22 protein-coding genes, 1 rRNA gene and 1 pseudogene are annotated in these 24,808 nt (G+C 71.4%); 20 read left to right on the forward strand and 4 right to left on the reverse strand.

Features of this window, described 5'->3' with window-relative positions:
* Positions 1–368: pseudogene (locus KGQ19_RS34450) on the reverse strand (hypothetical protein); the annotation flags it as partial.
* Positions 369–396: 28 nt separating this feature from the next.
* Between KGQ19_RS34450 and KGQ19_RS34455 the strand changes: the two are divergent.
* On the forward strand, positions 397–915 hold the full coding sequence (locus KGQ19_RS34455) for an SseB family protein (protein ID WP_212017135.1): 519 nt from the start codon (positions 397–399) through the stop codon (positions 913–915).
* Positions 916–964: 49 nt separating this feature from the next.
* Here the strand turns inward: KGQ19_RS34455 and KGQ19_RS34460 are convergent, their stop codons facing one another.
* A complete protein-coding gene (locus KGQ19_RS34460) occupies positions 965–1,330 on the reverse strand; it encodes a DUF1844 domain-containing protein (RefSeq protein WP_307856592.1) in 366 nt (121 codons plus the stop codon).
* 378 nt (positions 1,331–1,708) lie between these two features.
* Between KGQ19_RS34460 and infC the strand changes: the two genes are divergently transcribed.
* From infC to KGQ19_RS34500, 8 genes are all read left to right on the forward strand, one after another.
* The gene (gene infC / locus KGQ19_RS34465) at positions 1,709–2,443 is read left to right on the forward strand and encodes a translation initiation factor IF-3 (RefSeq protein ID WP_212017168.1); all 735 of its coding nucleotides are present in this window, start codon (positions 1,709–1,711) and stop codon (positions 2,441–2,443) included.
* Positions 2,444–2,579: 136 nt separating this feature from the next.
* Positions 2,580–2,774, forward strand: coding sequence for a 50S ribosomal protein L35 (gene rpmI, locus KGQ19_RS34470; RefSeq protein WP_194898587.1), 195 nt, complete (start codon positions 2,580–2,582; stop codon positions 2,772–2,774).
* 54 nt (positions 2,775–2,828) lie between these two features.
* The gene (gene rplT, locus KGQ19_RS34475) at positions 2,829–3,215 is read left to right on the forward strand and encodes a 50S ribosomal protein L20 (protein WP_194898586.1); all 387 of its coding nucleotides are present in this window, start codon (positions 2,829–2,831) and stop codon (positions 3,213–3,215) included.
* 65 nt (positions 3,216–3,280) lie between these two features.
* On the forward strand, positions 3,281–4,099 hold the full coding sequence (locus KGQ19_RS34480; protein WP_212017137.1) for a TrmH family RNA methyltransferase: 819 nt from the start codon (positions 3,281–3,283) through the stop codon (positions 4,097–4,099).
* A 171-nt stretch (positions 4,100–4,270) separates the two neighbouring features.
* Positions 4,271–5,431: an ATP-binding protein gene (locus tag KGQ19_RS34485; RefSeq protein WP_212017139.1), complete on the forward strand. Its 1,161-nt coding sequence runs from the start codon at positions 4,271–4,273 to the stop codon at positions 5,429–5,431.
* A gap of 197 nt (positions 5,432–5,628) precedes the next feature.
* The gene (pheS, locus tag KGQ19_RS34490; RefSeq protein ID WP_212017142.1) at positions 5,629–6,771 is read left to right on the forward strand and encodes a phenylalanine--tRNA ligase subunit alpha; all 1,143 of its coding nucleotides are present in this window, start codon (positions 5,629–5,631) and stop codon (positions 6,769–6,771) included.
* Positions 6,771–9,272: a phenylalanine--tRNA ligase subunit beta gene (gene pheT, locus KGQ19_RS34495; RefSeq protein ID WP_212017144.1), complete on the forward strand. Its 2,502-nt coding sequence runs from the start codon at positions 6,771–6,773 to the stop codon at positions 9,270–9,272. The genes pheS and pheT overlap by 1 nt, the downstream gene beginning before the upstream one ends.
* 69 nt (positions 9,273–9,341) lie before the next feature.
* On the forward strand, positions 9,342–9,887 hold the full coding sequence (locus KGQ19_RS34500) for a hypothetical protein (protein WP_212017146.1): 546 nt from the start codon (positions 9,342–9,344) through the stop codon (positions 9,885–9,887).
* A 19-nt stretch (positions 9,888–9,906) separates the two neighbouring features.
* Here the strand turns inward: KGQ19_RS34500 and KGQ19_RS34505 are convergent, their stop codons facing one another.
* Positions 9,907–10,479: a GNAT family N-acetyltransferase gene (locus KGQ19_RS34505; protein WP_212017148.1), complete on the reverse strand. Its 573-nt coding sequence runs from the start codon at positions 10,477–10,479 to the stop codon at positions 9,907–9,909.
* A gap of 298 nt (positions 10,480–10,777) precedes the next feature.
* Entirely contained in the window at positions 10,778–13,651 is a 2,874-nt protein-coding gene (locus KGQ19_RS34510; protein ID WP_212017150.1) for an AfsR/SARP family transcriptional regulator, read from the reverse strand.
* Positions 13,652–13,876: 225 nt separating this feature from the next.
* Between KGQ19_RS34510 and argC the strand changes: the two genes are divergently transcribed.
* The 11 genes from argC to KGQ19_RS34565 form a co-directional block, all read left to right on the forward strand.
* The gene (argC, locus tag KGQ19_RS34515; RefSeq protein ID WP_230419903.1) at positions 13,877–14,905 is read left to right on the forward strand and encodes an N-acetyl-gamma-glutamyl-phosphate reductase; all 1,029 of its coding nucleotides are present in this window, start codon (positions 13,877–13,879) and stop codon (positions 14,903–14,905) included.
* Between the two features lie 46 nt (positions 14,906–14,951).
* Positions 14,952–16,103 carry a bifunctional glutamate N-acetyltransferase/amino-acid acetyltransferase ArgJ gene (gene argJ / locus KGQ19_RS34520; protein ID WP_212017154.1) on the forward strand — a complete coding sequence of 384 codons (1,152 nt, stop codon included), beginning with the start codon at positions 14,952–14,954 and terminating at the stop codon, positions 16,101–16,103.
* Positions 16,100–17,011, forward strand: a complete 912-nt coding sequence (gene argB / locus KGQ19_RS34525) for an acetylglutamate kinase (protein ID WP_212017156.1) — start codon at positions 16,100–16,102, stop codon at positions 17,009–17,011. The genes argJ and argB overlap by 4 nt, the downstream gene beginning before the upstream one ends.
* Positions 17,008–18,324: an acetylornithine transaminase gene (locus tag KGQ19_RS34530; RefSeq protein WP_230419904.1), complete on the forward strand. Its 1,317-nt coding sequence runs from the start codon at positions 17,008–17,010 to the stop codon at positions 18,322–18,324. Before argB ends, KGQ19_RS34530 begins: the two co-directional genes overlap by 4 nt.
* A 4-nt stretch (positions 18,325–18,328) precedes the next feature.
* On the forward strand, positions 18,329–19,255 hold the full coding sequence (argF, locus tag KGQ19_RS34535) for an ornithine carbamoyltransferase (protein ID WP_212017158.1): 927 nt from the start codon (positions 18,329–18,331) through the stop codon (positions 19,253–19,255).
* Entirely contained in the window at positions 19,252–19,758 is a 507-nt protein-coding gene (locus KGQ19_RS34540) for an arginine repressor (protein ID WP_212017160.1), read from the forward strand. The genes argF and KGQ19_RS34540 overlap by 4 nt, the downstream gene beginning before the upstream one ends.
* A gap of 139 nt (positions 19,759–19,897) precedes the next feature.
* Positions 19,898–21,316 carry an argininosuccinate lyase gene (argH, locus tag KGQ19_RS34545; protein ID WP_212017162.1) on the forward strand — a complete coding sequence of 473 codons (1,419 nt, stop codon included), beginning with the start codon at positions 19,898–19,900 and terminating at the stop codon, positions 21,314–21,316.
* Between the two features lie 97 nt (positions 21,317–21,413).
* The gene (locus KGQ19_RS34550) at positions 21,414–21,920 is read left to right on the forward strand and encodes a protein-tyrosine phosphatase family protein (RefSeq protein WP_212017164.1); all 507 of its coding nucleotides are present in this window, start codon (positions 21,414–21,416) and stop codon (positions 21,918–21,920) included.
* Between the two features lie 51 nt (positions 21,921–21,971).
* Positions 21,972–22,592 carry a DNA-3-methyladenine glycosylase gene (locus KGQ19_RS34555; protein WP_212017166.1) on the forward strand — a complete coding sequence of 207 codons (621 nt, stop codon included), beginning with the start codon at positions 21,972–21,974 and terminating at the stop codon, positions 22,590–22,592.
* Positions 22,593–22,696: 104 nt separating this feature from the next.
* Positions 22,697–23,959, forward strand: coding sequence for a tyrosine--tRNA ligase (gene tyrS, locus KGQ19_RS34560; RefSeq protein WP_212017172.1), 1,263 nt, complete (start codon positions 22,697–22,699; stop codon positions 23,957–23,959).
* Between the two features lie 719 nt (positions 23,960–24,678).
* Positions 24,679–24,808: ribosomal RNA gene (locus KGQ19_RS34565) — 16S ribosomal RNA — on the forward strand; the annotation flags it as partial.

Here is a 24,808-nt window from a genome sequence, read left to right on the forward strand (position 1 = left end):
CGGTTGGACGGGGCGATGGGGCCGTGGATGGCGCGGACGGCGATACCGTTCGGGCCGATGCCGCCGGGGATGCAGATGCCGATGCCCGGTACCGCGATGCCTGGTTCGCCGATGCCGGGCGCTCCGATGCCACCCGGTCCGCCGGGGCAGTTCGGACCTCCCATGCAGTTCGGACCTCCCATGCAGTACGGACCTCCGATGCAGTACGGACCGGCGCCGACCCAGCCACTGCCCACCGCACCGATGCCGAGCACGACAGCGCCGAGCACGACAGCGCCGACCGAGATGCTCGTGCCGCCGGTTACTCCAGCTTCAGCACCGGTCTCAGCCCCCGCTGACCCGGCCGCCGCACCCACCGTGCCGGACACGGCCTGGGCTCCCACTAAAGTCGAGCCCATGACCGACTTCGCCGGACGCACGCTGGCCCCCTCCGCCTTCCCGAACGACGACGGGGCCGCTGACCCGGCCCTGCTCTCGGTCCTGGAGTCGCACGGCCGCGGCGAGGCGACCGTCGAGCACGCCTACGGCTACCTGCTCAACGCGCGCGTCCTGGCCCCGATCGTCGCGGTGCTCGGCGAGGCCGAGGAGGTCCCCGACGAGCAGGGCCGCAACCTGCGCCGGGACAAGAACAGCGACATGGCGCTGGTGACGCTGGTCGCCCCGGACGGCACCCGGGCCCTGCCGCTTTTCACTTCGGTCGAGGCCCTGACCACCTGGAACCCTGAGGCCCGCCCCATGCCGGTGCCCTTCCCTCGGGCCTGCGCGGCGGCCAAGGCCGAAGGCGCCGAGATCGTGCTTGTGGACCTCGGCCGGCCCTCGTTCCTGGAAGTGGAGCCGGCGGCTGTGCGGGCGTTCGCGGCCGTGCTGGAGAAGTCCGAGGGCGCCGAGGGCACCGCCGACGGCAACCCTGCGTAGTACTACGTAGTTCGCTAGGCGCACACGCTCCGCGTACACGCCCCCGGCGCTACGCCCTGCTGTACACCGCCCCGGTGTACTTCTCGCCCGGTCCCTGCCCCGGTTCGTCCGGATAGGGCGAAGCCTCCCGGAACGCCAGCTGCAACGTCCGCAGCCCGTCCCGCAACGGGCCGGCGTGCTGCGAGCCGATCTCCGGGGCGGCCGCGGTGATCAGGCCGGCCAGCGCGGTGATCAGCTTGCGGGCCTCGTCCAGGTCCAGGTCGTCCTCGCCGTTCTCGGCCAGGCCCAGCTTCACGGCCGCCGCGCTCATCAGGTGCACCGTCACCGTCCCGATGACCTCGACCGCGGGGACGTCGGCCAGATCGCGCTGCTCGGGGGCGGGAATGCCCGCGTCTTCGGGGGTGTTGTCGGTCACTGCGGCTCCTCGCGGCGGATCTTTCGTTTTGCCGGTACAGCTTCCCATGGTGCGGGCGGTGACCCGTGGTCACGGCACCCCCTCGGAAGCTGCTAGTATCGGTTCCACGACCGATCGGGCATGTTCGCGCGTGCCTCGATCCGCAAGCGGAGATTCCATCTCCCACCTGGTTCGCCCTCGGGCGGGCGGGTCCGGTCACAAAGCCTCACGCCGAAGGGTGTGGGGGCGGCGTTCGCGCCCGCCCCGACATGTCCTCCCGGCGTCGGTCAGTCCGGTGGTGGAGCCTCGCATGCGTGTCGTGCGGGGCTTTTGCGTTTTTCTCGCGGGGGCCGCGCACCGAACAGAGCCGGGCCATGAGCCCAAAACGTAGGAGGCCCCATCAGCACTGAGCCCCGTATCAACGACCGGATCCGCGTTCCCGAAGTGCGGCTGGTCGGCCCCAACGGTGAGCAGGTCGGCATCGTGTCGATCCAGGACGCGCTCCGGCTGGCTCAGGAGCAGGACCTCGACCTGGTCGAGGTCGCGGCGACCGCGCGCCCGCCGGTCGTCAAGGTCATGGACTACGGCAAGTACAAGTACGAGTCCGCCCTGAAGGCCCGTGAGGCGCGCAAGAACCAGGCGCACACGGTCATCAAGGAGATGAAGCTCCGCCCGAAGATCGACCCGCACGACTACGAGACCAAGAAGGGTCACGTGGTGCGGTTCCTGAAGGCCGGGGACAAGGTCAAGATCACCATCATGTTCCGCGGCCGGGAGCAGTCCCGGCCCGAACTCGGTCGGCGCCTGCTGAGCAAGCTCGCCGAGGACGTGGCCGAGCTCGGCTTCGTGGAGTTCGCGCCGAAGCAGGACGGTCGCAACATGATCATGGTCCTCGGCCCGCACAAGAAGAAGACCGAGGCCATGGCCGAGGCCCGCGCGGCCAAGGAAGAGCGCAAGGCCGGCCTGGGCGGCCGTGACGCCGAGTCGGCTGAAGCGGTCGAGCAGGCCGAAACGACCGAAGCGGTCGAGCAGACCGAGGCGGCCGTCGTGGCCGCGCCGGTCGAGCAGGCCGAAGCCGTCGTCGCCGCCGCCGTTCCGGCCGGCGCCGACCAGGCCACCGAAGAGCAGTCCTGACCACGGTCAGGCCGGACCGGCTCCGGGAGCACGGCCCCCCGCACTAGGTGCGGGGCGGCCGCCCCGGGGCGAGAGCGAGAGCGGATCCGTGTGGGGAAACCCACCGGATCCGCCCCATGTGAAGGAGAGCGGCGCCATGCCGAAGCAGAAGACCCACAGCGGTTCCAAGAAGCGTTTCAAGGTGACCGGCTCGGGCAAGATCATGCGCGGCCAGGCCGGCATGCGCCACAACTTCGAGCGCAAGTCCTCGGAGTACACCCGCAGCCACACCGGCGAGGTCGAGGTCGCCAAGTCCGACGTCAAGCGCATCAAGCGGCTGCTGGGCCGCTGAGGCGCCCCGCGGCGCATCGCCCCCCGACCTAGTTACTGAGCAGGAGATAGAACAATGGCACGCGTCAAGCGGGCAGTGAACGCCCAGAAGAAGCGCCGGGTCGTCCTGGAACAGGCCAGCGGTTACCGCGGCCAGCGCTCGCGCCTGTACCGCAAGGCGAAGGAGCAGGTCACCCACTCCCTCGTCTACGCCTACCGGGACCGCAAGGACCGCAAGGGCGACTTCCGCCGGCTGTGGATCCAGCGCATCAACGCCGCGGCCCGCGCCGAGGGCCTGACCTACAACCGCTTCATCCAGGGTCTGAACCTGGCGAACGTGGAGGTCGACCGCAAGATGCTGGCCGAGCTCGCGGTCAACGACACCGAGGCGTTCCGCGCGCTGGTCGAGGCTGCCAAGAAGGCGCTGCCCTCCGACGTGAACGCGCCGAAGACGGCCGCCTGAGCCTGGCGGATCAGGACCGCCCCCGCGGCGGTCTCCCAGCCCCACTTCGCCAGTTAGGCACGTGAATGAGCGAGGCGAGTCCTGAGCTGTCCAACCCGCGCGCACCCCGCGCGGTGGCGGCCCGGCGACTCGCCTCGCGGTCGTTCCGGGCCAAGCAGGAGCTGTTCCTGGCCGAGGGGCCGCAGGCGGTCCGGGAGGCCGCCGAGCTCGACGGCGTCCTGGTCGAGCTGTTCGCCACCCGCGAGGCCGCCGACCGGTACGGCGAGATCGTCCAGGCCGCCGGCCGGCAGGGCTCGAAGATCACCATCGCCACCCCGGACGTGGTCCAGTCGCTGAGCGAGACGGTCACGCCGCAGGGCCTGATCGGGGTCTGCCGATTCCTCAACGTCCCGCTCGAGGACTTCCTCGCCGAGCGCACCCCGAAGCTGGTCGCGCTGCTGGCGCACGTCCGCGATCCGGGCAACGCCGGCACGGTGATCCGGTGCGCCGACGCCGCCGGAGCGGACCTGGTGGTCCTCACCGCCCAATCGGTGGACGTCTACAACCCCAAGGCGGTCCGGGCCTCGGCCGGCAGCCTGTTCCACGTGCCGGTGGCCCTGGACGTCAGCGCCGCCGACGCGGTCGGCGCGCTGCGCGCCGCGGGCCTGCTGATCCTGGCCGCCGACGGCACCGGCGCCGCCGACCTGGACGACGAGCTCGATTCCGGCCGGCTGGCCCAGCCCACCTGTTGGATGTTCGGCAACGAGGCCTGGGGCCTGCCCGAAGCGCTGCTCGGACTGGCCGACGAGGCGGTCCGGGTGCCGATCCACGGCCGGGCCGAGAGCCTCAACCTGGCGACGGCGTCAGCAGTGTGCTTATATTCCTCTGCCCGGGCGCAACGCTAGGCGCGTCCCCCAGAAGTCCGCTCCGAGTCCGGAGGCGGTCACCGTGGCGAATAGTTCGCCACTGTGGTCGGTGATCCGTCAGAGCGGTTCGATAGTCTGGCGGATCAACGGAAGGTGACGCGGGAAACGCATAGTGCGATGTCGGCGCGGTCAGGCGGGAGGATTCCTCAGGTGAGCGTATCGGTCGGGGCACGGGAGGCGGGGCCGGGCCTGCGCCTGTTCGCCGGTGCCCTCGACGGCCTGCTGACGCCCGACGACCTGCCGGACGGTTTCGTCGCCGCCGACGACGCCGGCCGGGTCCGGGTGTTCAACCGGGCCGCGGTCGCGCTCACCGGGATCGGCGCCGAGCAGGCCCTGGGCCGGGACTTCGCCGACGTCCTGCCGCTGCGCACCGTGGACGGCCGCGACTGGTGGCACCTCACCGATCCCTATGGGGGCTTGAGCATACGGACCGGCCACCCGGAGTCGCAGCTGTTCCTGCCCGAGGGCGACAGCCCGGACGCCGACCCCGAAGCCGGCACCGAACTGCTGGTCACCGCCCGCTATTTACGCCGCGACGGCCGCTCCACCCCGGTCACCGGCCTGGTGCTGGCACTGCGCGGCACCCAGGCCCGGCGCCGCCGGGAGCGCCGGCAGTCCGATCTGATCGCCACCGTGGCGCACGAGCTGCGCTCCCCGCTGACCAGTGTGAAGGGCTTCACCGCGACCCTGCTCGCGCGCTGGGACCGGTTCACCGACGACCAGAAGCGGATGATGCTCCAGACCGTCGACGCCGACGCCGACCGGGTGGTGCGGCTGATCGCCGAGCTGCTGGACGTGGCGCGCCTGGACTCCGGCCGACTGCAGCTGCACCGGGTCCCGGTGGACCTGCGCGAGCTGATCACCGACCAGGTGCGGGCCTGCGTGGCGCAGGGCGTGCCGCAGGAGACGTTCCGGATCCGGATCCCGCGCGGATTACCGCCGGTGTCCGCCGACCCGGACAAACTACGTCAAGTACTGGCTAATCTTTTGGAAAACGCCGTGCGGCACGGCGGCGGAACTGTCACTATTGAGGCAAGGGCCGAGGACGACCGGCCCCGTCCTGACAGTCTCCATACTGGTGTCGAAGGTGTGTCGAGCGTGGCGGTTGCGGTGAGCGATCAAGGTCCCGGGATCCCGGAGGACCAGCTCAACCGCGTCTTCACCCGGTTCTGGCGGGGTGGCCGCAGGGGCGGGACCGGCCTTGGCCTGTCCATCGTGAAGGGCCTCGTGGAGGCCCACGGCGGCCTGGTGTCCGCCGGGAACGGCGCCGAGGGCGGCGCGCGCTTCCGATTTACATTGCCCGTCGCGTAGCGCTGCCTCGACCTGCCTCGAAGTAGCTCCGGCGCGCGGGCTTCCCCCGTTCTCTCTGCCGTCCCCGGCGCGCTGTCCTGTGCTCTGCCGTGTCACCGCCCGGGCGGAATCCGTGTTCGCCTTCCGGCCCCTCTAGACTCGGCTGGGTAAACCCGCGCCGACCTCGCGGGCTATTAATCCTTGGAGATCACAACAACATGTCGGCACCTAACAAGTCGTACGACCCGGTGGAAGTCGAGGCGGTGAAGCCCGACGAGGTCGCCCGCCACCGGGCCGACGCGCTGGCCGCGATCGCCGCCGCGGCGTCGTTGGACGAACTGCACCAGGTGAAGATCGCCGTCACCGGCGACCGCGCGCCGCTGGCGCTGGCCAACCGGGAGATCGGGGCGCTGCCCCCGGCCGCCCGCGCCGAGGCCGGCAAGCGGATCGGCGAGGCCCGGGGCGCGGTGAAGACCGCGCTGGCCCAGCGGCAGAGCGAGCTGGAGACCGAGCGCGACGCCCGGGTCCTGGTCGAGGAGGCCGTGGACGTCACCCTGCCGTGGGACCGCGCCCCGCGCGGCGCCCGCCACCCGCTGACCACGATCCAGGAGCGGATCGCGGACATCTTCGTGGCCATGGGCTACCAGGTGGTGGACGGTCCCGAGGTCGAGGCCGAGTGGTACAACTTCGACGCGCTCAACTTCCCGCCGGACCACCCGGTGCGCGATCTTCAGGACACGTTCTTCGTGGCGGGCCGGGATGCGGGCCAGGGCCAGGACCCCGCGGGCACCGGCAGCGGCATGGTGCTGCGCACCCACACCTCGCCGGTCCAGGCCCGCACGCTGCTGGCCCAGGGCGCCCCGGTCTACGTCGTCTCGCCCGGCCGTACTTACCGCACCGACGAGTTGGACGCCACGCACACCCCGGTGTTCAGCCAGATCGAGGGCCTGGCCGTCGACGAGGGCCTGACCATGGCCGATCTGAAGGGCACGCTGGACCACTGGGCCACCGCGATGTTCGGCGACGGCGTGGTGACCCGGCTGCGTCCGCACTTCTTCCCGTTCACCGAGCCCTCGGCCGAGGTCGACCTGCAGTGCTTCGTGTGTAAGGGGGCCTCGGTCGGCGACCCCGACAACCCGTGCCGCACCTGCGGTTCGGAGGGCTGGATCGAGTGGGGCGGCTGCGGCATCGTCAACCCGCGCGTGCTGATCGCGTGCGGCGTGGACCCCGAGCGCTACAGCGGGTTCGCCTTCGGGATGGGTGTCGAGCGGACCCTGATGTTCCTGAACAACGTCCAGGACATGCGGGACATGATCGAGGGAGACGTGCGCTTCACGCTCCCGTTCGGGATGGAGATCTGATGCGCGTCCCCTACTCCTGGCTGCGGGACTACGTCGCCCTGCCGGACGGGACCACGGCCTTCGCGGTCGCGGACAAGCTGACCCAGACCGGCGGCGGCAAGCTGGAGACCATCGAGCGGGTCGGCGAGGGCCTGTCCGGGCCGCTGGTCGTGGGCAAGGTGGCGGCGATCGAGGAGCTGACCGGGTTCAAGAAGCCGATCCGGCACTGCCAGGTGGTCGTCACGGCCGCCGCCGACGGCCCGGGCTCGGCCGCCGACCCGCAGCTGATCGTCTGCGGCGCCCGCAACTTCGCGGTCGGCGACCACGTGGTCGTGGCGCTGCCCGGCGCGGTGCTGCCCGGCGACTTCAAGATCGCCGCGCGCAAGACCTACAGCCGCGACTCCAACGGCATGATCTGCTCGGCGCGTGAGCTCGGTCTGGGCGAGGACCACGACGGCATCATCGTGCTGCCCGCCGACTCCCCGGTCGGCGCGGACGCGATCGCCTACCTGGGGCTGGACGACGAGGTCATCGAGTTCGAGGTCACCCCGGACCGCGGCTACACCCTGTCCCTGCGCGGGATCGCGCGGGAGGCGGCGACCGCGTTCGACGTGCCGTTCCAGGACCCGGCGGGGATCCAGACGCCGGAGGCCGACGATTCCGGCTACCCGGTGCGGGTCGAGGATCCGGCGGGCTGCGACGTCTTCGTGGCGCGCACCGTGACCGGCATCGACCCGCGGGCGCTCTCGCCGCTGTGGATGCAGCGCCGGCTCCAGATGTCCGGGATGCGGCCGATCTCGCTGATCGTCGACATCGCCAACTACGTGATGCTGGAGCTGGGCCAGCCGATCCACACCTACGACCGGCAGCGCCTGAGCGGGCCGATCGTGGTCCGGCGGGCGCGGGCCGGCGAGGTGCTGGAGACGCTGGACGGCGGCGAGCGCCGGCTGGACCCGGCGGACCTGCTGATCACCGACGACTCCGGGCCGATCGGCCTGGCCGGGGTGATGGGCGGGGCCTCCACCGAGATCCACGACGGCTCCACCGAGGTCGTGGTCGAGGCGGCGCACTTCCAGGCGACGTCGATCGCCAAGACGGTGCGCCGGCACAAGCTGCCCTCCGAGGCCGCCAAGCGTTTCGAGCGCGACGCGGACCCCGGCGCGGCCGCCGCGGCCGCGCAGCGCGTGGTGGACCTGCTGGTCGAGCTGGCCGGCGGCACCGCCGAGCCGGGCGTGACCGTGATCGGCGCGGTGACCCGGCCGGCGGCGCTGACGATCCCGTGGACCTACCCCGGGCGCGTCGCGGGCGTCGACTACACCCGCGAGGAGGTCGAGCGCCGGCTGCACCAGGTCGGCTGCGACTTGGAGGCCGCCGGTGACGACGACCTGGTCGTCACCCCGCCGAGCTGGCGTGCGGACCTGCGGGACCCGAACGACCTGGCCGAGGAGGTGATCCGGCTGGAGGGCTTCGACCGGCTGCCCTCGACGCTGCCCAAGGCCACCGCCGGCACCGGCTACACGCACGCTCAGCGGATCCGCCGCCGGGTCGGCACCGCGCTGGCCTCGGCCGGCTACGTCGAGGTGCTCGCCTACCCGTTCCTGGGCCAGGCCGATCTGGACGCGCTCGGGCTGCCCGAGAACGACCCGCGCCGCATCACCGTGCCGCTGGCCAACCCGATCTCCGAGGAGCAGCCGTCGATGCGCACGACGCTGCTGCCCGGGCTGCTGGCGGCGCTGCGGCGCAACGTCGGCCGGGGCACCGCGGACCTGGCGCTGTTCGAGCAGGGGCTGGTGTTCCATCCCCGCAAGGACGCCGCCCCGGTGGCGCCGCGCCTGACGGTCGAGCGCCGCCCGACCGACGAGGAGCTGGCCTCGCTGGACGCCGCGCTGCCGCGGCAGCCGCGCCGCGTCGCGGTGGTGCTGTCCGGCCTGCGCGAGCCGGCCGGCTGGTGGGGTCCCGGGCGTCCGGCCGGCTGGCAGGACGCGATCCAGGCCGCGCGGATCATCGCCGACGCGTGCCGGGTGGAGCTGGAGATCAGCCAGGACCAGCACGAGCCCTGGCACCCCGGCCGCTGCGCGCGGCTGGCGGTCAACGGCCGCCTGGTCGGCCACGCCGGCGAGCTGCACCCGCGGGTCGTGGCCGAGCTGGGGCTGCCGCCCCGCACCGCCGCGATGGAGCTGGAGCTGGACCGGATGATCCCGGCCGAGGAGGTCCTGACCCAGGCGCCCGGCATCTCCTCGATGCCGGTCGCCACCCAGGACGTCGCGCTGGTCGTCGACGCGGCGGTGCCGGAGCACGACGTCGAGGCGGCGCTGCGCGAGGGTGCCGGGGCGCTGCTGGAGTCGGTCCGGCTGTTCGACGTCTACACCGGCGAGCGCATCGGCGAGGGCCGCAAGTCCCTGGCCTTCGCGCTGCGCTTCCGCGCCCCGGACCGGACGCTGACCGCCGAGGAGGCCAGCCAGGCCCGGGACAGCGCGGTGGAGCTGGCCGCTTCGCGGACCGGCGCGGTGCTGCGGTCGTAGCGGGCTGAGGTTTTTCCAGGCCCCCTCCACTGACAAGAGGTGTCAGTGGAGGGGGTTCATCGTTGGGCCATGACCACGTACGAGAACCTGATCGACGACGGCCGCCACGACTTCGACTTCCTGGCCGGCACCTGGCACGTCCGGCACCGCAAGCTGGCCGACATGGCCGACCCGGCGTGCGACGAGTGGGTGGAGTTCGAGGGCGGCAGCTGGCTGCGCCAGACCCTCGGCGGCCTGGGCAACGTCGACAACCAGACGCTCGCCATGCCGGACGGCCTCCAGGAGGGCATGTCGCTCCGCTTGTTCGACCCCGAGACCCGTCTCTGGCACATCTGGTGGGCCTCCACCGGCCGCCCCGGCCACCTCGAACCACCGGTCTCAGGCCGCTGGGACGGCACCCACGGCGAGTTCCGCGGCCCGGACAGTGTCGGCGGGCGGCCGATCGAGGTGCGCTTCACCTGGGACGTGTTCGACGCCGACACCGCGCGGTGGGAGCAGGCCTTCTCCTTCGATGAGGGGGAGAGCTGGGTGCACAACTGGCGGATGTCTTTCACGCGGGTCTCGCGCGCGGTGGAGCCCTCGGCCGAGGTTCGCAGTGCCCGTCGAGCTCAGTGAGCTCAGTGAGCTCCCGGCCTCAGGGGGTGATCCAGAACTGTTGCAGCCCGGACTCCCCGGGGGCCGCCGGCTCCGCCGGCCCCTCGCGGTCCAGGCGGTAGCCCAGGCGTCGGGGCACCGCCGCGCTGCGCAGGTTGGCGGCGTCGCAGTGGATCTCGACCCGGTCGATGCCCGGCAGGGCCAGGGCGATGTCGGTGACGCGGGCGGCGGCGCGGGTCATCACGCCGCGGCCGGTGGCGCCGGTGCGGAGCCAGTAGCCGATCTCCAGGCTGCCGGGGCCGATCCGGTCCATCAGGCCGATGGTGCCGATCAGGTTGTCGCCGGCGTCCACGATCAGCCAGTTGAACGCCGCCTGCCCGGCCCAGTCCGTCATGGAGCGCTCGATGAACCCCCGCTGCTCCCCGATCTCCACCGGCTCCTTGCACCAGGGCATCCACGCGTGCAGTTCGGCGAAGGTGGCGACGATCGCGTCGTGCAGCGCCTGGGCGTCGTCCAGGGTGGGGCGGCGCAGGTGGAAACCGTCCAGATCGATGGTCTCCGGCGGGCGGACGTCTGCGGGCAGGGCCTTCGGCCGTTCAGCGGGTTCGGTCATACGTCGTGATCATTGTGGTGCCACCGGTCCTCCGCAAGGGCTTTCCAGGTGCCGTCTTGCGTCCCGCACTCACGGCGCAAGCCAAACGCAAGCGCCGCCGCCGAGAATTGGTGTCAACCAGGGAACACCGGAAGGGCCCTGGTGGGGACGGGTTCCCCCGGACTGGATCGGGGGCCGAGGGGACCAAGGGGGGCATGAGCACGCGGTCTGCCCGTCGTGGGGCGGTGGGCAGACCGCGGTTGGTGCGTGATCGCCGGATCGGCCGGTCGGAGGGGGCCGGCCGACCTGGCGCTGTCGCTCAGCCCTGAGGCGGATCGTCGAGCCCGGCGATGGCCTGCGCGAGATCGGCGGCGTAGCCGTGCCGCCCGAGCGCGACGAAGATCTCGCGGGCCTCGGACCACGCACACCGGGCGCGCTCGGTCTGGCCCAGCGCCGTCCGCGCCTGGCCCAGCGCCCACAAGGCGTAGCCCTCACCGTCCCGGTTGCCGATCGACCGGTGCAGCTCCAACGCCTTGTCGATGCACCCGACGCCTTCCTCGGCGCGCCCGTTCGTGGCGTGCAGCTTCCCGAGGTTGCCCCAGGCGATGGCCAGCCGCGGGGCGTCGCCGACGGCCTCGGCGGCGGCGAGCAGGCGCGGGTAGATGCGCAAGGCGTCGTCGGGGCGGCCGCAGTCCCGCAGTGCCTCGGTCAGCGCCAGCATCACCGAGACCTGCAAGCTGGGCAGCAGCGGCGTGGCCGGCAGCGCGTCGAGCTCGGCCAGCGACGCCGTCAGCCGCGACGCGGCCTCGGCGGGCCGTCCGCTCTGCGCGACCGTGATCGCCGCGTTGATCCGCGCCTGCGCCACCCGCTCGGCCAGCCCGGCCGACTCGTAGTGCGGGACGGCGTCGGCGAACGTCGCGATCGCCTCGTCGAACCGCCCGAGCGCGCCGTGGACGATCGCGAGGTTGTTCAGCTGCATCCCGGCCAGCTCCGGCTCGCCGAGCGCGATCGCCGCCGCGACCCCGGCCCGCAGCGGTTCTTCGAGCTCTTCGACGCGGCCCCGGATGCGGAAGCTGTGCAGCAGCACGAGGGGGAGTGCGGCGGCCGTGGCGTGGTCGCCCTGCGCGGCGGCAGCCGAAGCAGCCTCCAGCAGCCCGGCCGACTCCCGATCGAACCAGTCCCCGGCCTCCGGCAGCCCGGCGAACAGCTTGGGGCCGCCGTCCGGAATCCACGCCTCCCACGCGAGCTTCGGCCGGTTCGGATTGAACAGGTGGTCGGCGGACGCCGCCGAAGCCAGGCACCACGAGGTCCAGCGGCCGACGGCCGCGGCGCGCGCCTCGCCGCTGTCGATCGCCGAGGCGTGCTCCCGGGCCAGCTCCTGGATCAGCGGATGGAACGCGAACCGGTCCGGCGCCGCGGTCTCCAGCAGCGAGACCTCGACCAGGTGCTCGACCGCGGAGTCGGCATCGAACTCATCGACGCCCAGCACCGCCGCGGCGGCCGGCAGGCTGAAGCGCTCGCCGCCGATCAGGCTCAGCAGGCGGAACGCGCGGGCCAGATCGACGTCCCGGCCCGCGGCGCCGTAGCTGAGCGCGTGGTAGCTCTCTTCGAGCGGGCCTCGGAGGGCGCTGCGCTCGGGGTCCGGGGCGGGATTCGTGCCGGGGCTCGTGCCGGGGTTCGTGCCGGGTCCAGAATCGGAACCGGTCACTGTGCCGCTGGCATCGAGGGAATCGATGCCTTCCAAGCGTTGACCGACCGCTTCCAATCGCGCGACCAGCGAAGCGATGCTCCGCGTCCGCCGCTGCGTCAGCCGCGCCCCGCAGATCCGCAGCGCGATCGGCAGCCCGCCGCACGCCTCGGCCAGCCGCCCCAGCGCGTCCGGCTCGGCCCTGGCCCGCTCGGCGCCCACGAATCGCGCCAGCATCGCAGCGGCCTGATCCGCGGGCAGCCGCCCCAACTCCACCGGAACCTGCCCCGCCACCCCGGGCAGGCGCCGCCGACTGGTCACGATCACCGCGCTCGGCGCGCCGGCCGGGATCAGGCGCCGGATCTGCGCCGGATCGGTCGCGTCATCGAGGACCAGCAGCACCCTGCGATCAGCCAGCGTGGTCCGCAGCAGCGCGGTCCGCTTGTCCGGATCGCCGGGGAACTCCGTGACCCCCAACGCCCGCAGTGCCTCCGCGACCAGTTCACCGGGCCGCCGGGGCGCGCGCAGCCCGCCCAGCCGCAGAAACACCTGCCCGTCCGGGAACTCCGCGCGCAACCGCTGGCCGATCCGCACCGCGAACGAGGTCTTGCCCACCCCGCCCGGACCGCTGACCACCACGACCGCCGCCGGATCGCCGGGCTCGGGAGCCGTCAGGACCTCGGCGACGCAGGCAAGCTGCTCGTCGCGTCCGGTGAAGTGGGGAATGTCCGCGGGCAGCAGGCGCGGCGCGGCCGGCCGGTCGTCGTCCTCGCGCAGGATCTCGTGGAACGCCGCCTTCAGCAGTTCGCCGGGCTCGATCCCGGCCTCCTCGACCAGCACCCGGCGCACGCGCTGGTACTCGGCGAGTGCTTCGGCCCGCCTGCCGTCGGCGGCCAGCGCGCCGAGCAACAGAGCCGCGGGCCGTTCCCGGAACGGGTTCTCGGCGACCAGGACCCGCAGCCGGGGGATGACCGCGGCCGTGCGGCCCAGCCGCACCTCGATCTCGTACAGCTCCTCGCGGGCCAGCAGTTCCTGCTCGTCCCAGTAGCGCACGGCGTCGTCGCGCCACGGCCCGCTGGGCACGTCGGCCAACGGCGCGCCGCGCCACAGCGCCAGCGCCTCGGCATACTCGGCGGCCGCGCCGTCCAGATCGCCGCGTGCCGCCGCCGCCTTGGCCCGGTCGCGCAGGCCGCGGAACACGTCGAGGTCCAGCTCCGCGTCGTGCAGGTCGACCGTGTAGCCGGAGCTGTGGGTCCGGATCCGGTCGCCGAGCGGTCCCAGCGCGGTCCGCAGCCTGCTGAGATAGCTGTGCAGCGTGCCCGCCGCGCCGGCCGGCGGCTCCAGGTTCCAGACCTGGTCGGCGAGCTCCGCGGCGGCGACCGCGCGCGGGGTGGTGAGCAGCAGCGCGGCCAGCACGGCCCGCTGCCGCGCGGCAGCGATCGGGCGCGGTCCGGTCGGGTCCTCGACCAGCAGGGGACCCAGGACGCCGAACCGTATGCCTGACATGGCACTGGACAGTATTGGACTGGACAACTCCCGGGCAATATCGGGAATCACAGAGATTTCGTGAGTATGCCGCAGCGCTAGTGAATCACGTCTGGCCGTCCCCTGATCGGCGCACTTCCGCCGAGGCCTGACGTTGCCGTGCACCCACGCTGAAGACGACGCGGCGGTGTCCGGTTGCCGAGACGCGCGTTGCATACAGTTTCGGTATTCCGTATTCTCATGCACATGACATTCACGGCGGCGGTGGCCGGGGCGACCGGCTACGCGGGTGGTGAGCTGCTCCGGCTGCTCCTGGGACACCCGGACTTCCAGATCGGGGCACTCACCGCGGGGGCCAGCGCGGGCTCGCGCCTGGGCGAGCACCAGCCGCACCTGGCGCCGCTGGCCGACCGGGTGATCGCCGACACCACGCCCGAGATGTTGGCCGGGCACGACGTCGTCTTCCTCGCCCTGCCGCACGGGCAGTCCGCGGCCATCGCCGAGGCACTGGGCCCGGACACCCTGATCGTCGACTGCGGCGCCGACTACCGGCTCGCCGACCCGCAGGCCTGGGAACGCTTCTACGGCTCCGCGCACGCCGGCACCTGGCCCTACGGCCTGCCCGAGCTGCCGGGGGCGCGCGCCGGGCTGGCCGGCACCAAGCGGGTCGCCGTGCCCGGCTGCTTCCCGACCGTCTCCTCGCTGGCCCTGGTGCCGGCGGTCGCCGCCGGTCTGGTCGAGCCGGACGTGGTCGTGGTCGCGGCCACCGGGACCTCCGGCGCCGGCAAGTCCCTGAAGCCGAACCTGCTCGGCTCGGAGATCATGGGCAACGTCGCCGCCTACAACGTCGCCGGGGCGCACCGGCACACGCCGGAGATCGCGCAGAACCTCGGCGCGGTCGCGGGCGGTCCGGTGACCGTGTCGTTCACCCCGGTGCTCGTCCCGATGCCGCGCGGGATCCTCGCGACCTGCACCGCGAAGTTGGAGCCTGGCGTCGGCGCGGAGCAGCTGCGGGACATCTACCTGAAGGCCTACGGCGACGAGCCCTTCGTCACCGTGCTGCCCGAAGGCCAGCTGCCGGCCACGGCCGCGGTCCTCGGCTCGAACACCGTGCAGCTCCAGGTCGCCGCCGACGAGGCCGCCGGCCGGGCCGTCGTGATCGGGGCGATCGACAACCTCACCAAGGGCACGGCCGGCGGCGCCGTGCAGTGCGCCAACCTCGCGCTCGGCCTGCCGGAGACGGCCGGTCTGAGCACCGTCGGGATCGCGCCGTGACCCTTATCAACGCGGATATCAACGCGGACGCCATTGGAGTCGAACTATGAGTGTCACCTCCGCGAAGGGCTTCCGGGCCGCGGGGATCGCCGCCGGGATCAAGGCTTCGGGAAACGCCGACCTGGCCCTGGTCGTCAACGACGGCCCGCACACGGCCGCCGCCGGGGTCTTCACCTCCAACCGGGTCAAGGCCGCGCCGGTCGTGTGGTCCGAGCAGGTCCTCAAGGGCGGCGCGGTGAAGGCCGTGGTCCTGAACTCCGGCGGCGCGAACGCCTGCACCGGCCCGGCCGGTTTCCAGGACACGCACAAGACCGCCGAGCAGACCGCCGAGCTGCTGGACGCCTCGGCCGCCGAGATCGCCGTGTGCTCCACCGGCCTGATCGGCGTCCGGCTGCCGATGGACGCGCTGCTGTCCGGCCTCAAGACCGCCGCCGACGCGCTCGCCGCCGACGGCGGATTGGCCGCCGCGACCGCCATCATGACCACCGACACCGTCGCCAAGACCGCGCAGGCCCAGGGCACCGGCTACGTCGTCGGCGGCATGGCCAAGGGCGCCGGGATGCTGGCCCCGGGGCTGGCCACGATGCTCGTCGTGATCACCACCGACGCCGTGGCCGACGCCGCCGTGCTCGACACCGCGCTGCGGGACGCCACCAGGGTCACCTTCGACCGCGTCGACTCCGACGGCTGCATGTCCACCAACGACACCGTCCTGCTGCTCGCCTCCGGAGCCTCCGAGACCGTGCCGGACCGCGCGGAGTTCCAGGCCGCCGTCACCTCGGTGTGCGCGGACCTGGCCCGGCAGCTCGTCGGCGATGCCGAGGGCGCCACCAAGGACATCGCGGTCGAGGTGGTCCGGGCCGCCGCCGAGGACCAGGCCGTCCAGGTCGCCCGGGCCGTGACCCGCAGCAACCTGTTCAAGTGCGCCATGTACGGCAACGACCCCAACTGGGGCCGGGTCCTGTCCGCCGTCGGGACCACCGACGCCGAGTTCGAGCCCGACCGGCTCTCCGTGGCCATCAACGGCGTCTGGGTCTGCCGCGACGGCGGCGTCGGCGACGACCGCGGCCTCGTCGACCTCACCGGCCGCGAGGTCAAGGTCACCGTCGACCTGGCGGCCGGCGACGCCTCGGCGACCGTCTGGACCAACGACCTGACCCCCGGCTACGTCCACGAGAACTCGGCGTACTCCTCATGAGCACCGTCGAGTCGATCGCCTCCGGCGCCGCCCGCCGGGACGACGCCCTGGCCAAGGCCGGCATCCTCACCGAGGCCCTGCCGTGGCTGTCGGCCCTGCAGGGCAGGACCGTCGTGGTGAAGTTCGGCGGCAACGCCATGATCGACAAAGAGCTGGAAGCCGCGTTCGCCAAGGACATCGTCTTCCTGCGCCTCGCCGGCCTGCGGCCGGTCGTCGTGCACGGCGGCGGCCCGCAGATCAACGCCCAGCTGGACAAGCTCGGCATCGAGCACCGCTTCGCCGGCGGCCTGCGGGTCACCACCGACGAGGCCATGGACGTGGTCCGCATGGTGCTCACCGGCCAGGTGCAGCGCGACATCGTCGGCGTCATCAACGCCCACGGCCCGTTCGCGGTCGGCATGTCCGGCGAGGACGCGGACACGCTCAAGGCGGTCAAGCGGCACGCGGTCGTCGACGGACAGCAGGTCGATCTCGGACGGGTCGGCGACATCGAGGCCGTCAACCCCGGCGCCATCAACGCCCTGCTGGACGACGGCCGCATCCCGGTCGTGTCCTCCGTCGCCCGCGCCGCCGACGGCCCCGGGGTCTACAACGTCAACGCCGACACCGCCGCGGCGGCGCTCGCCGTCGGGCTGGGCGCCGAGAAGCTGGTGGTCCTCACCGACGTCGAGGGTCTGTTCGCGGACTGGCCGGCCTCCGAGGAGGTGATCAGCCTGCTGTCCGCCGACGAGCTGGCCGAACTGCTGCCGACGCTGTCCTCCGGGATGGTGCCGAAGATGGAGGCGTGCCTGCGGGCCGTGCGCGGGGGAGTGCCGCGCGCGCACGTGCTGGACGGCCGGGTGCCGCACGCGCTGTTGCTGGAGGTCTTCACCGACGAGGGGATCGGAACGATGGTGGTGCCGGAATGAACGCCGTGGTCAAGAACACCGTGGCCAAGAACATCGCGGCCAACCCTGATCAGGGCCTCGCCTCGCAGCTCGGCGAAGACGCCCTGCCGGTCATCGAGCCCGGATACGGCGAAGCCTGGACCGAGCGCTACACCGGGGCGCTGATGAACACCTTCGGCACTCCGCAGAAGGTGCTGGTGCGTGGCGAAGGCGTCTACGTCTGGGACGCCGACGGCCGCCGCTACCTGGACCTGCTGGCCGGGATCGCGGTCAACGCGCTCGGTCACGCGCACCCGCTGATCGTGCAGGCCGTCACCACCCAGCTCACCACCCTGGGCCACATCTCCAACTTCTTCGCCTCCGCGCCGCAGATCGTGCTGGCCGAACGGCTGGTGGACCTGCTCGGGCACACCAACGGCACCGACGCCCGGGTGTTCTTCTGCAACTCCGGCGCCGAGGCCAACGAGGCCGCGTTCAAGGCCGCCCGGCGCACCGGCCGCACCAAGATGGTGTCCACCGAGGGCTCCTTCCACGGCCGGACCATGGGCGCCCTGGCGCTCACCGGCAAGGCCGCGATCCGGGAGCCGTTCGAACCGCTGCCCGGGGACGTGACCTTCGTGCCCTACGGCGACATCGCCGCCCTCGAAGCCGCGATCGACGACCGGACCGCCGCGTTCATCGTCGAGCCGATCCAGGGCGAGAAGGGCGTCATCCCGGCCGGCCCCGGCTACCTGAAGGCGGCCCGGGAGATCACCGCCAAGCACGGCGCGCTGCTGATCCTGGACGAGGTGCAGACCGGCATCGGCCGCACCGGCAAGTGGTTCGGGCACAGCGGCACCGGTGTGGTGCCGGACCTGGTCACGCTCGCCAAGGGGCTCGGCGGCGGGATGCCGATCGGCGCCTGCGTCGGCCTCGGCGCGGCCGCGACCCTGCTCGGCCCCGGCCAGCACGGCTCCACCTACGCCGGCAACCCGGTCGCCTGCGCCGCCGGCCTGGCCGTGCTGCACGCCATCGAGCGCGACGACATCCTGGCCAACGTCCGGGCCGTCGGCGCGCACCTGACCTCCGGTGTCAACGCCCTGCACCACCCGGCGGTCGCCGGGGTGCGAGGCGAAGGCCTGCTGCTGGCGATCATGCTGACCGCCCCGCACGCCGCCGAGGTCGCCCGGGCGGCCCTGGACGCCGGCTTCATCGTCAACGCCCCGGCCCCCGACGCCATCCGGCTCGCCCCGCCGCTGATCCTCACCACCGCCCAGGCCGACGAATTCCTCGCCGCCCTGCCCGCCCTGCTCGACGCCGCCCTCGAGGGCGCCGCCACCCCGAAGGACGCCTGAGACCATGGTCCGCCACTTCCTCCGCGACGACGACCTGAGCCCCGCCGAGCAGAAGCGGGTGCTGGACCTGGCCATCGCGTTCAAGAAGGCCCCGCTGGACCACCAGGTGCTGGCCGGGCCGCGCGCCGTGGCCGTCATCTTCGACAAGCCCTCCACCCGCACCCGGGTCTCGTTCAGCGTCGGCGTCGCCCAGCTCGGCGGCTACCCGATGGTCATCGACTCCGGCACCAGCCAGCTCGGCCGCGGCGAGGAGATCGGCGACACGGCACGGGTGCTGGAACGACAGGTCGCGGCGATCGTCTGGCGGACCTTCAGCCAGAGTCGGATCGAGGAGCTGGCCGCGGTGTCCTCGGTCCCGGTGGTCAACGCCCTGACCGACGACTTCCACCCCTGCCAGATCCTCGCGGACCTGCAGACCGTGCGCGAGCACAAGGGCCGCCTGGCCGGGCTCACCATGACCTACCTCGGCGACGCCGCCAACAACATGGCCAACTCCTACCTGCTCGGCTGCGCCACCGCCGGCATGCACGTGCGGATCAGCGGCCCGGCCGAGTACCTGCCGCGCCCTGACATCGTCGCCGACGCCGAGCGCATCGCCGGGTCCACCGGCGGCTCGGTCGTCGTCACCACCGACCCCGCCGAGGCGGCCGCCGGAGCCGATGTCCTGGTCACCGACACCTGGGTCTCCATGGGACAGGAGGACGAGAAGGCGGCGCGCGCCGAGATCTTCAAGCCCTACGCCCTGGACGAGGCCGCGCTGGCGCTCGGCGCCCCGGACGCGATTATCCTGCACTGCCTCCCGGCGTATCGGGGCTATGAGATAGCGGCCTCGGTGATCGACGGCCCGCAGAGCGTGGTGTGGGACGAGGCTGAGAACAGACTCCACGCGCAGAAGGCCCTACTCGCTTTCCTGTTGGAGTCCTCCTCATGAGCGAAGCCACCGTCCCGCAGACCCGTACCGCCCGGCACCAGCGGATCGCGCTGCTGCTGGAGCGGCACTCCGTCCGCTCCCAGGCCGAGTTGGGCCGGCTCTTAGGCGAGGACGGCCTGTCGGTCACCCAGGCGACGCTGTCCAGGGACCTGGACGAACTCGGCGCGGTCCGGGTGCGCGACGGCGCCGGGAACCTGGTCTACGCGATCCCGGCCGAAGGCGGCGACCGGACTCCGGTGGCGGCCCAGCCCGAGCCGGTGTTCGAGCAGCGGCTGCACCGGCTGCTCGGCGAGCTGCTGGTCAGCGCGGAGGCCTCGGCGAACCTGGTGGTGGTCCGCACCCCGCCGGGCGCGGCGCAGTTCCTGGCCAGTGCCTTCGACAAGTCGCCGATGACCGAGATCCTGGGCAGCATCGCCGGCGACGACACGGTGCTGCTGATCAGCCGCGATCCGGACGGCGGGGCGGCGTTGGCGGCGAAGCTGCTGGCGTCGGCCGAGCACTGATTCCCGGTCCCGGCCCCGGCCTCGGCACCGCCCTCCCGGCGCCGGCTTCGGTGTCGGTTTTCGGCACCGAGACCGGACTTTGTAGAGACCTGATTTCGTAGAGACTTTCGTAGAGACCTGAATGGAAACGGCGAGGAACATGAGCAACCCGGCACCGAAGTCGCAGCTTTGGGGCTCGCGCTTCTCCGGCGGACCGTCCGAGGCACTGGCCGCGCTGTCCGCGTCCGTGCACTTCGACTGGCGGCTCGCGCAGTACGACCTGGCCGGCTCGCGCGCCCACGCCCGGGTGCTGAACCGCGCCGGGCTGCTGAGCGAGGCCGACCTGACCGCGATGCTGGCCGGCCTGGACGCGCTGGAGGCCGACGTGGTCTCCGGGGCGTTCCTGCCCACGGTCGCCGACGAGGACTGCCACACGGCGTTGGAGCGCGGCCTGATCGAGAAGCTCGGCACCGAGCTCGGCGGCCGGCTGCGGGCCGGCCGCAGCCGCAACGACCAGATCGCCACGCTCGGCCGGATGTTCCTGCGAGACCACGCGCGGCGGATCGCCTCTCTGGTCGCCGATCTGGAGCAGGCGCTGATCGACCAGGCCACGGCACACATGGACGTCGCGATGCCCGGCCGCACGCACTTGCAGCACGCGCAGCCGGTGCTGTTCGCGCACCACGTCCTGGCCCACGCCCAGGCGCTGGCCCGGGACGCCGAGCGGCTGCGGGACTGGGACAAGCGGGCCGACGTCTCGGCGTACGGCTCCGGCGCGCTGGCCGGCTCGACCCTCGGCCTGGACCCGGAGGCGGTCGCCGCCGACCTCGGCTTCTCGGCCAGCGCCGCCAACTCCATCGACGGCACCGCCTCGCGCGACGTGTTCGCCGAGTTCGCGTTCGTCACGGCGATGATCGGGATCGACGTCTCCCGGATCGCCGAGGAGATCATCTTGTGGACCACGAAGGAGTTCTCCTTCGTGACCCTGGACGACGCCTTCGCCACCGGCTCCTCGATCATGCCGCAGAAGAAGAACCCGGACATCGCCGAGCTGGCGCGCGGCAAGTCCGGCCGGCTGATCGGCAACCTGACCGGCCTGCTGGCCACGCTCAAGGCGCTGCCGCTGGCCTACAACCGGGACCTGCAGGAGGACAAGGAGCCGGTGTTCGACTCGGTCGACACGCTGGAGGTGCTCCTGCCGGCCTTCACCGGGATGATCGCCACGATGACCGTGCACGGCGACCGGATGGCGGCGCTGGCGCCGGAGGGCTTCTCGCTGGCCACCGACGTCGCCGAGTGGCTGGTGCGCCAGGGCGTCCCGTTCCGGGTCGCCCACGAGGTGGCGGGCAGCTCGGTGCGGTACTGCGAGCAGCGCGGGATCACGCTGGAGGAGCTGACGGACGCGCAGCTGGCGGAGATCTCGCCGCTGCTGACGCCGGAGGTGAAGACCGTGCTGAGCGTCGAGGGCTCGCTGGCGTCCCGGGACGGCCGGGGCGGGACGGCGCCGAAGCGGGTCGCCGAGCAGTTGGAGGGGCTGGTCGCGGACGTCGCCGGGCAGCGGGAGTGGCTCACTCGCTGACGAGTTCAGGCCGAATGCGTCGCCGATCGTGGTCAGTCGGCGACGCATTCGGCATGCTGTGAGGCATCTTTCTCACTACTCGGTAGGGGGTGCTGGCTTGCTGACCAATGGGGACTGGGACGACGTGCCGCGTGAGGCATGGTCGGAGGTGGTGCCGCGGCTGTGGATGGGCGGCCACGAGTACGTCGCGGGCGACGGGACCTCGAGGCGGGCGGTCGTGGCCGACGAGTTCGACGTGGTCTACAGCCTGACCTCGCATGAGGGCTATGGACCGGACCCGGGGGTGGCGCACCACGTGCTGAGGGTGTCGGACAACGCGCTCACCGCGGAGGAGATCCGCGCCGTCGAGGAGTTCGCGGCGTCGGCGGCTTCGGACTATGCCGCCGGGCGGCAGGTGCTCGTGCGGTGCTGGGCCGGGATGAATCGCTCCGGGCTGGTGGTCGCCGAGGTGCTCATACAGAGCGGGTACACGGCCGCCGACGCTATAGCGATGGTCCGGAAGCAGCGGTCGCCGGCAGCGCTCAACAACGAGTCGTTCGTGGGGTATCTGGAGACGGGGCTCGGGCTCGCGGCTGAACTTGTGGGGCTGGGGAGCGGCAACTGACAGGTCCGGTTTCCGCTATAGCGGGTGGGTGCTCCGTGATTGACTCTCCGCATGCCAGTCGTGCCGCGCTCGTTCTTCTCCCGCCCTTCTCAGGACGTCGCACCGGATCTGCTCGGGTGTCTGCTCGCTCGCGACAGCGCGGAGGGCCGCCGCGTCATGCGTATTACCGAGGTCGAGGCGTACGCCGGTCCACTGGATCCCGCTTCTCACGGCTACAAGGGGAAGACTCCCCGGAACGCAGTAATGTTCGGCCCTCCGGGGTTCTTGTACGTCTACTTCACCTATGGCATGCACTTCTGCATCAACTTCGTCTGTAGTCCGGAGGACGAGTGCTCGGCGGTACTGATCCGCGCCGGGGAGATCGTCGAGGGGATCGATCTGGCGCGCGCCGCCCGGAGCGGGGCCTCGGATCGGGACCTCGCGCGCGGTCCGGCGCGGCTCACCAAAGCGTTGGGCCTGGCCCGGGATGACAACGGTCTCGACCTGTGCGACGGCGGTCCGTTGACGGTCTTGGCGCGGGAGTCGTCCGACTTCACCGTGGCGACCGGCCCCCGAGTCGGCGTGTCGTCCGCCGCGGAGATTCCCTGGCGGTTCTGGATCGAGGGCGACCGTACGGTGAGTGCCTATAAGGCGCACAAACCGAAGGCACGGTCGTCCGCCACGTCGTCCTGAGCCGGAACGCGTTCGCATGTGCGGTGCCCGATACGGCAGGCTGGTATCCGACACCGAACCGGTGTCCGACAATCCGCCCACTAGCGATGACCGCGAGGGATACCGTGACCGACATCGTCGAGGACCTGAAGTGGCACGGGCTGCTGGCCCTGTCCACCGATGAGGACGCGCTGCGTAAAGCGTTCGCCGACGGGCCGGTCACCTTCTATGTGGGCTTCGACCCGACCGCTCCCAGCCTGCACTTCGGCAACCTGGTCCAGATGATGGCCGCCCGGCGCATCCAGCAGGCCGGCCACACGCCGCTGATCCTGGTCGGCGGCTCGACCGGACTGATCGGCGACCCCAAGCCGACCGCCGAGCGCACGTTGAACAGCAAGGAGACGGTCGCGGAGTGGGTCGAGAAGATCCGCGAACAGGTCTCCCGGTTCATCTCCTTCGACGGCCCCAACGCCGCGCGGGTGGTGAACAACCTCGACTGGACCGCGCCGATGTCGGCGATCGACTTCCTGCGGGACATCGGGAAGCACTTCCGGGTCGGGAAGATGCTCTCCAAGGACGCCGTGAGCGCGCGTCTGAACTCCGAAGCCGGTATCAGCTACACGGAGTTCAGCTATCAGATCCTGCAGGGCCTGGACTACCTGGAGCTGTACCGGCAGTACCGCTGCACGCTACAGACCGGCGGCAGTGACCAGTGGGGCAACATCACGGCCGGGGTGGACCTGATCCACAAGGCCGAGGGTGTCTCCGTGCACGCGCTGGCCACCCCGCTCCTGCTGAAGGCCGACGGCACGAAGTTCGGCAAGACGGAGTCCGGCACGGTGTGGCTCTCCGCGGACCTGATGACGCCGTACGCGTTCTACCAGTTCTTCCTGAACTCCGAAGACGCCATGGTCATCACCTACCTGAAGGTGTTCAGCTTCCGTCCCCGCGAGGAGATCGAGGAGCTGGAGCGCCTGACGGCGGAGAAGCCCCAGATGCGGGCCGCGCAGAAGGCGCTCGCCGAGGAGGTCACGACGCTGGTGCACGGGGCCGAGGCCACCGCCCAGGTGATCGCGGCGTCCAAGGCCCTGTTCGGCCAGGGCGACCTGGCCGAGCTCGATGAGCCCACGCTGCGCGCGGCCTTGTCCGAGCTGCCCGGCACGAAGGTCGCCGAGCTGGTCCCGGTCGCGCAGCTGCTGGCCGACACCGGCCTGGTCGCCAGCCGGGGCGCCGGCCGCCGCACCATCAACGAGGGCGGCGCGTACGTGAACAACCGCAAGATCGAGACCGAGGACGAAGTGCCCGCCAAGGAGGACCTGCTGCACGGCCGCTGGCTGGTCCTGCGACGCGGGAAGCGGACCCTGGGCTCGGTCGAGGTAGGCGACTGACCTGCCGCTTGACCTGCTTGTCGGGCCGTCGTTCACGGTGGAGTTGACGTGAACGGCGGCCCCCCGTATAGTTACTAGACGTTGCCCACCAGGCAGGATCAACGCAATCGCGGGATCACTCCGGGCAGCCATTCGAAGCGATTTACCTCCACGGCAAGTGCGACGCTCTGTTCCTTTTCCGGGACAGCGAAGCGGCGCAGGTGCCGTGCTGGCGTCTTCGGATGCATCAGGACCCTGACGGCGCCGATTTGGTCGCCGGCCGGTCGGTCCGATACAGTCTGGGAACCGCCGAGGAACGGGACATTAAATCCCGACTGAAGCGAATCGCAAATAAGCGCAGTGTTCGATTTTAGAACTCGGCCGGAAATTGCGAAAGCCGCGGAGGATCTGCTAAGATCTAAAGCGAAGCAAGAACAAAAGAAAAACAAAGTAAGACCTGACAACGCCGGGTCGCAGCCGATCGGAACGAAGGTTCCGGGACGAGTGGTTCGGGCGTCTGTTTCTTGAGAACTCAACAGTGTGTGACGAATTGTGATGCCATGCGACCTCGGTCCTGCGCTCTTCACTGAGCGATGGTTCGAGTGTCATTTTACACATGGTTGGTAGACGCTCCCGACCCCCGTCGGGATGTCGGTCTACTTGCCAGGTGACTCTTCTGACACCTTATGCCGACTTACTGGGTTTTATTCCAACACCAGGCGGTCGGCCGGTGATATTCATCAATGGAGAGTTTGATCCTGGCTCAGGACGAACGCTGGCGGCGTGCTTAACACATGCAAGTCGAACGGTGAACCGCTTTCGGGCGGGAATCAGTGGCGAACGGGTGAGTAACACGTGGGTAACCTGCCC

Source organism: Catenulispora pinistramenti (assembly GCF_018274385.1).
Classification (GTDB): Bacteria; Actinomycetota; Actinomycetes; order Streptomycetales; family Catenulisporaceae; genus Catenulispora; species Catenulispora pinistramenti.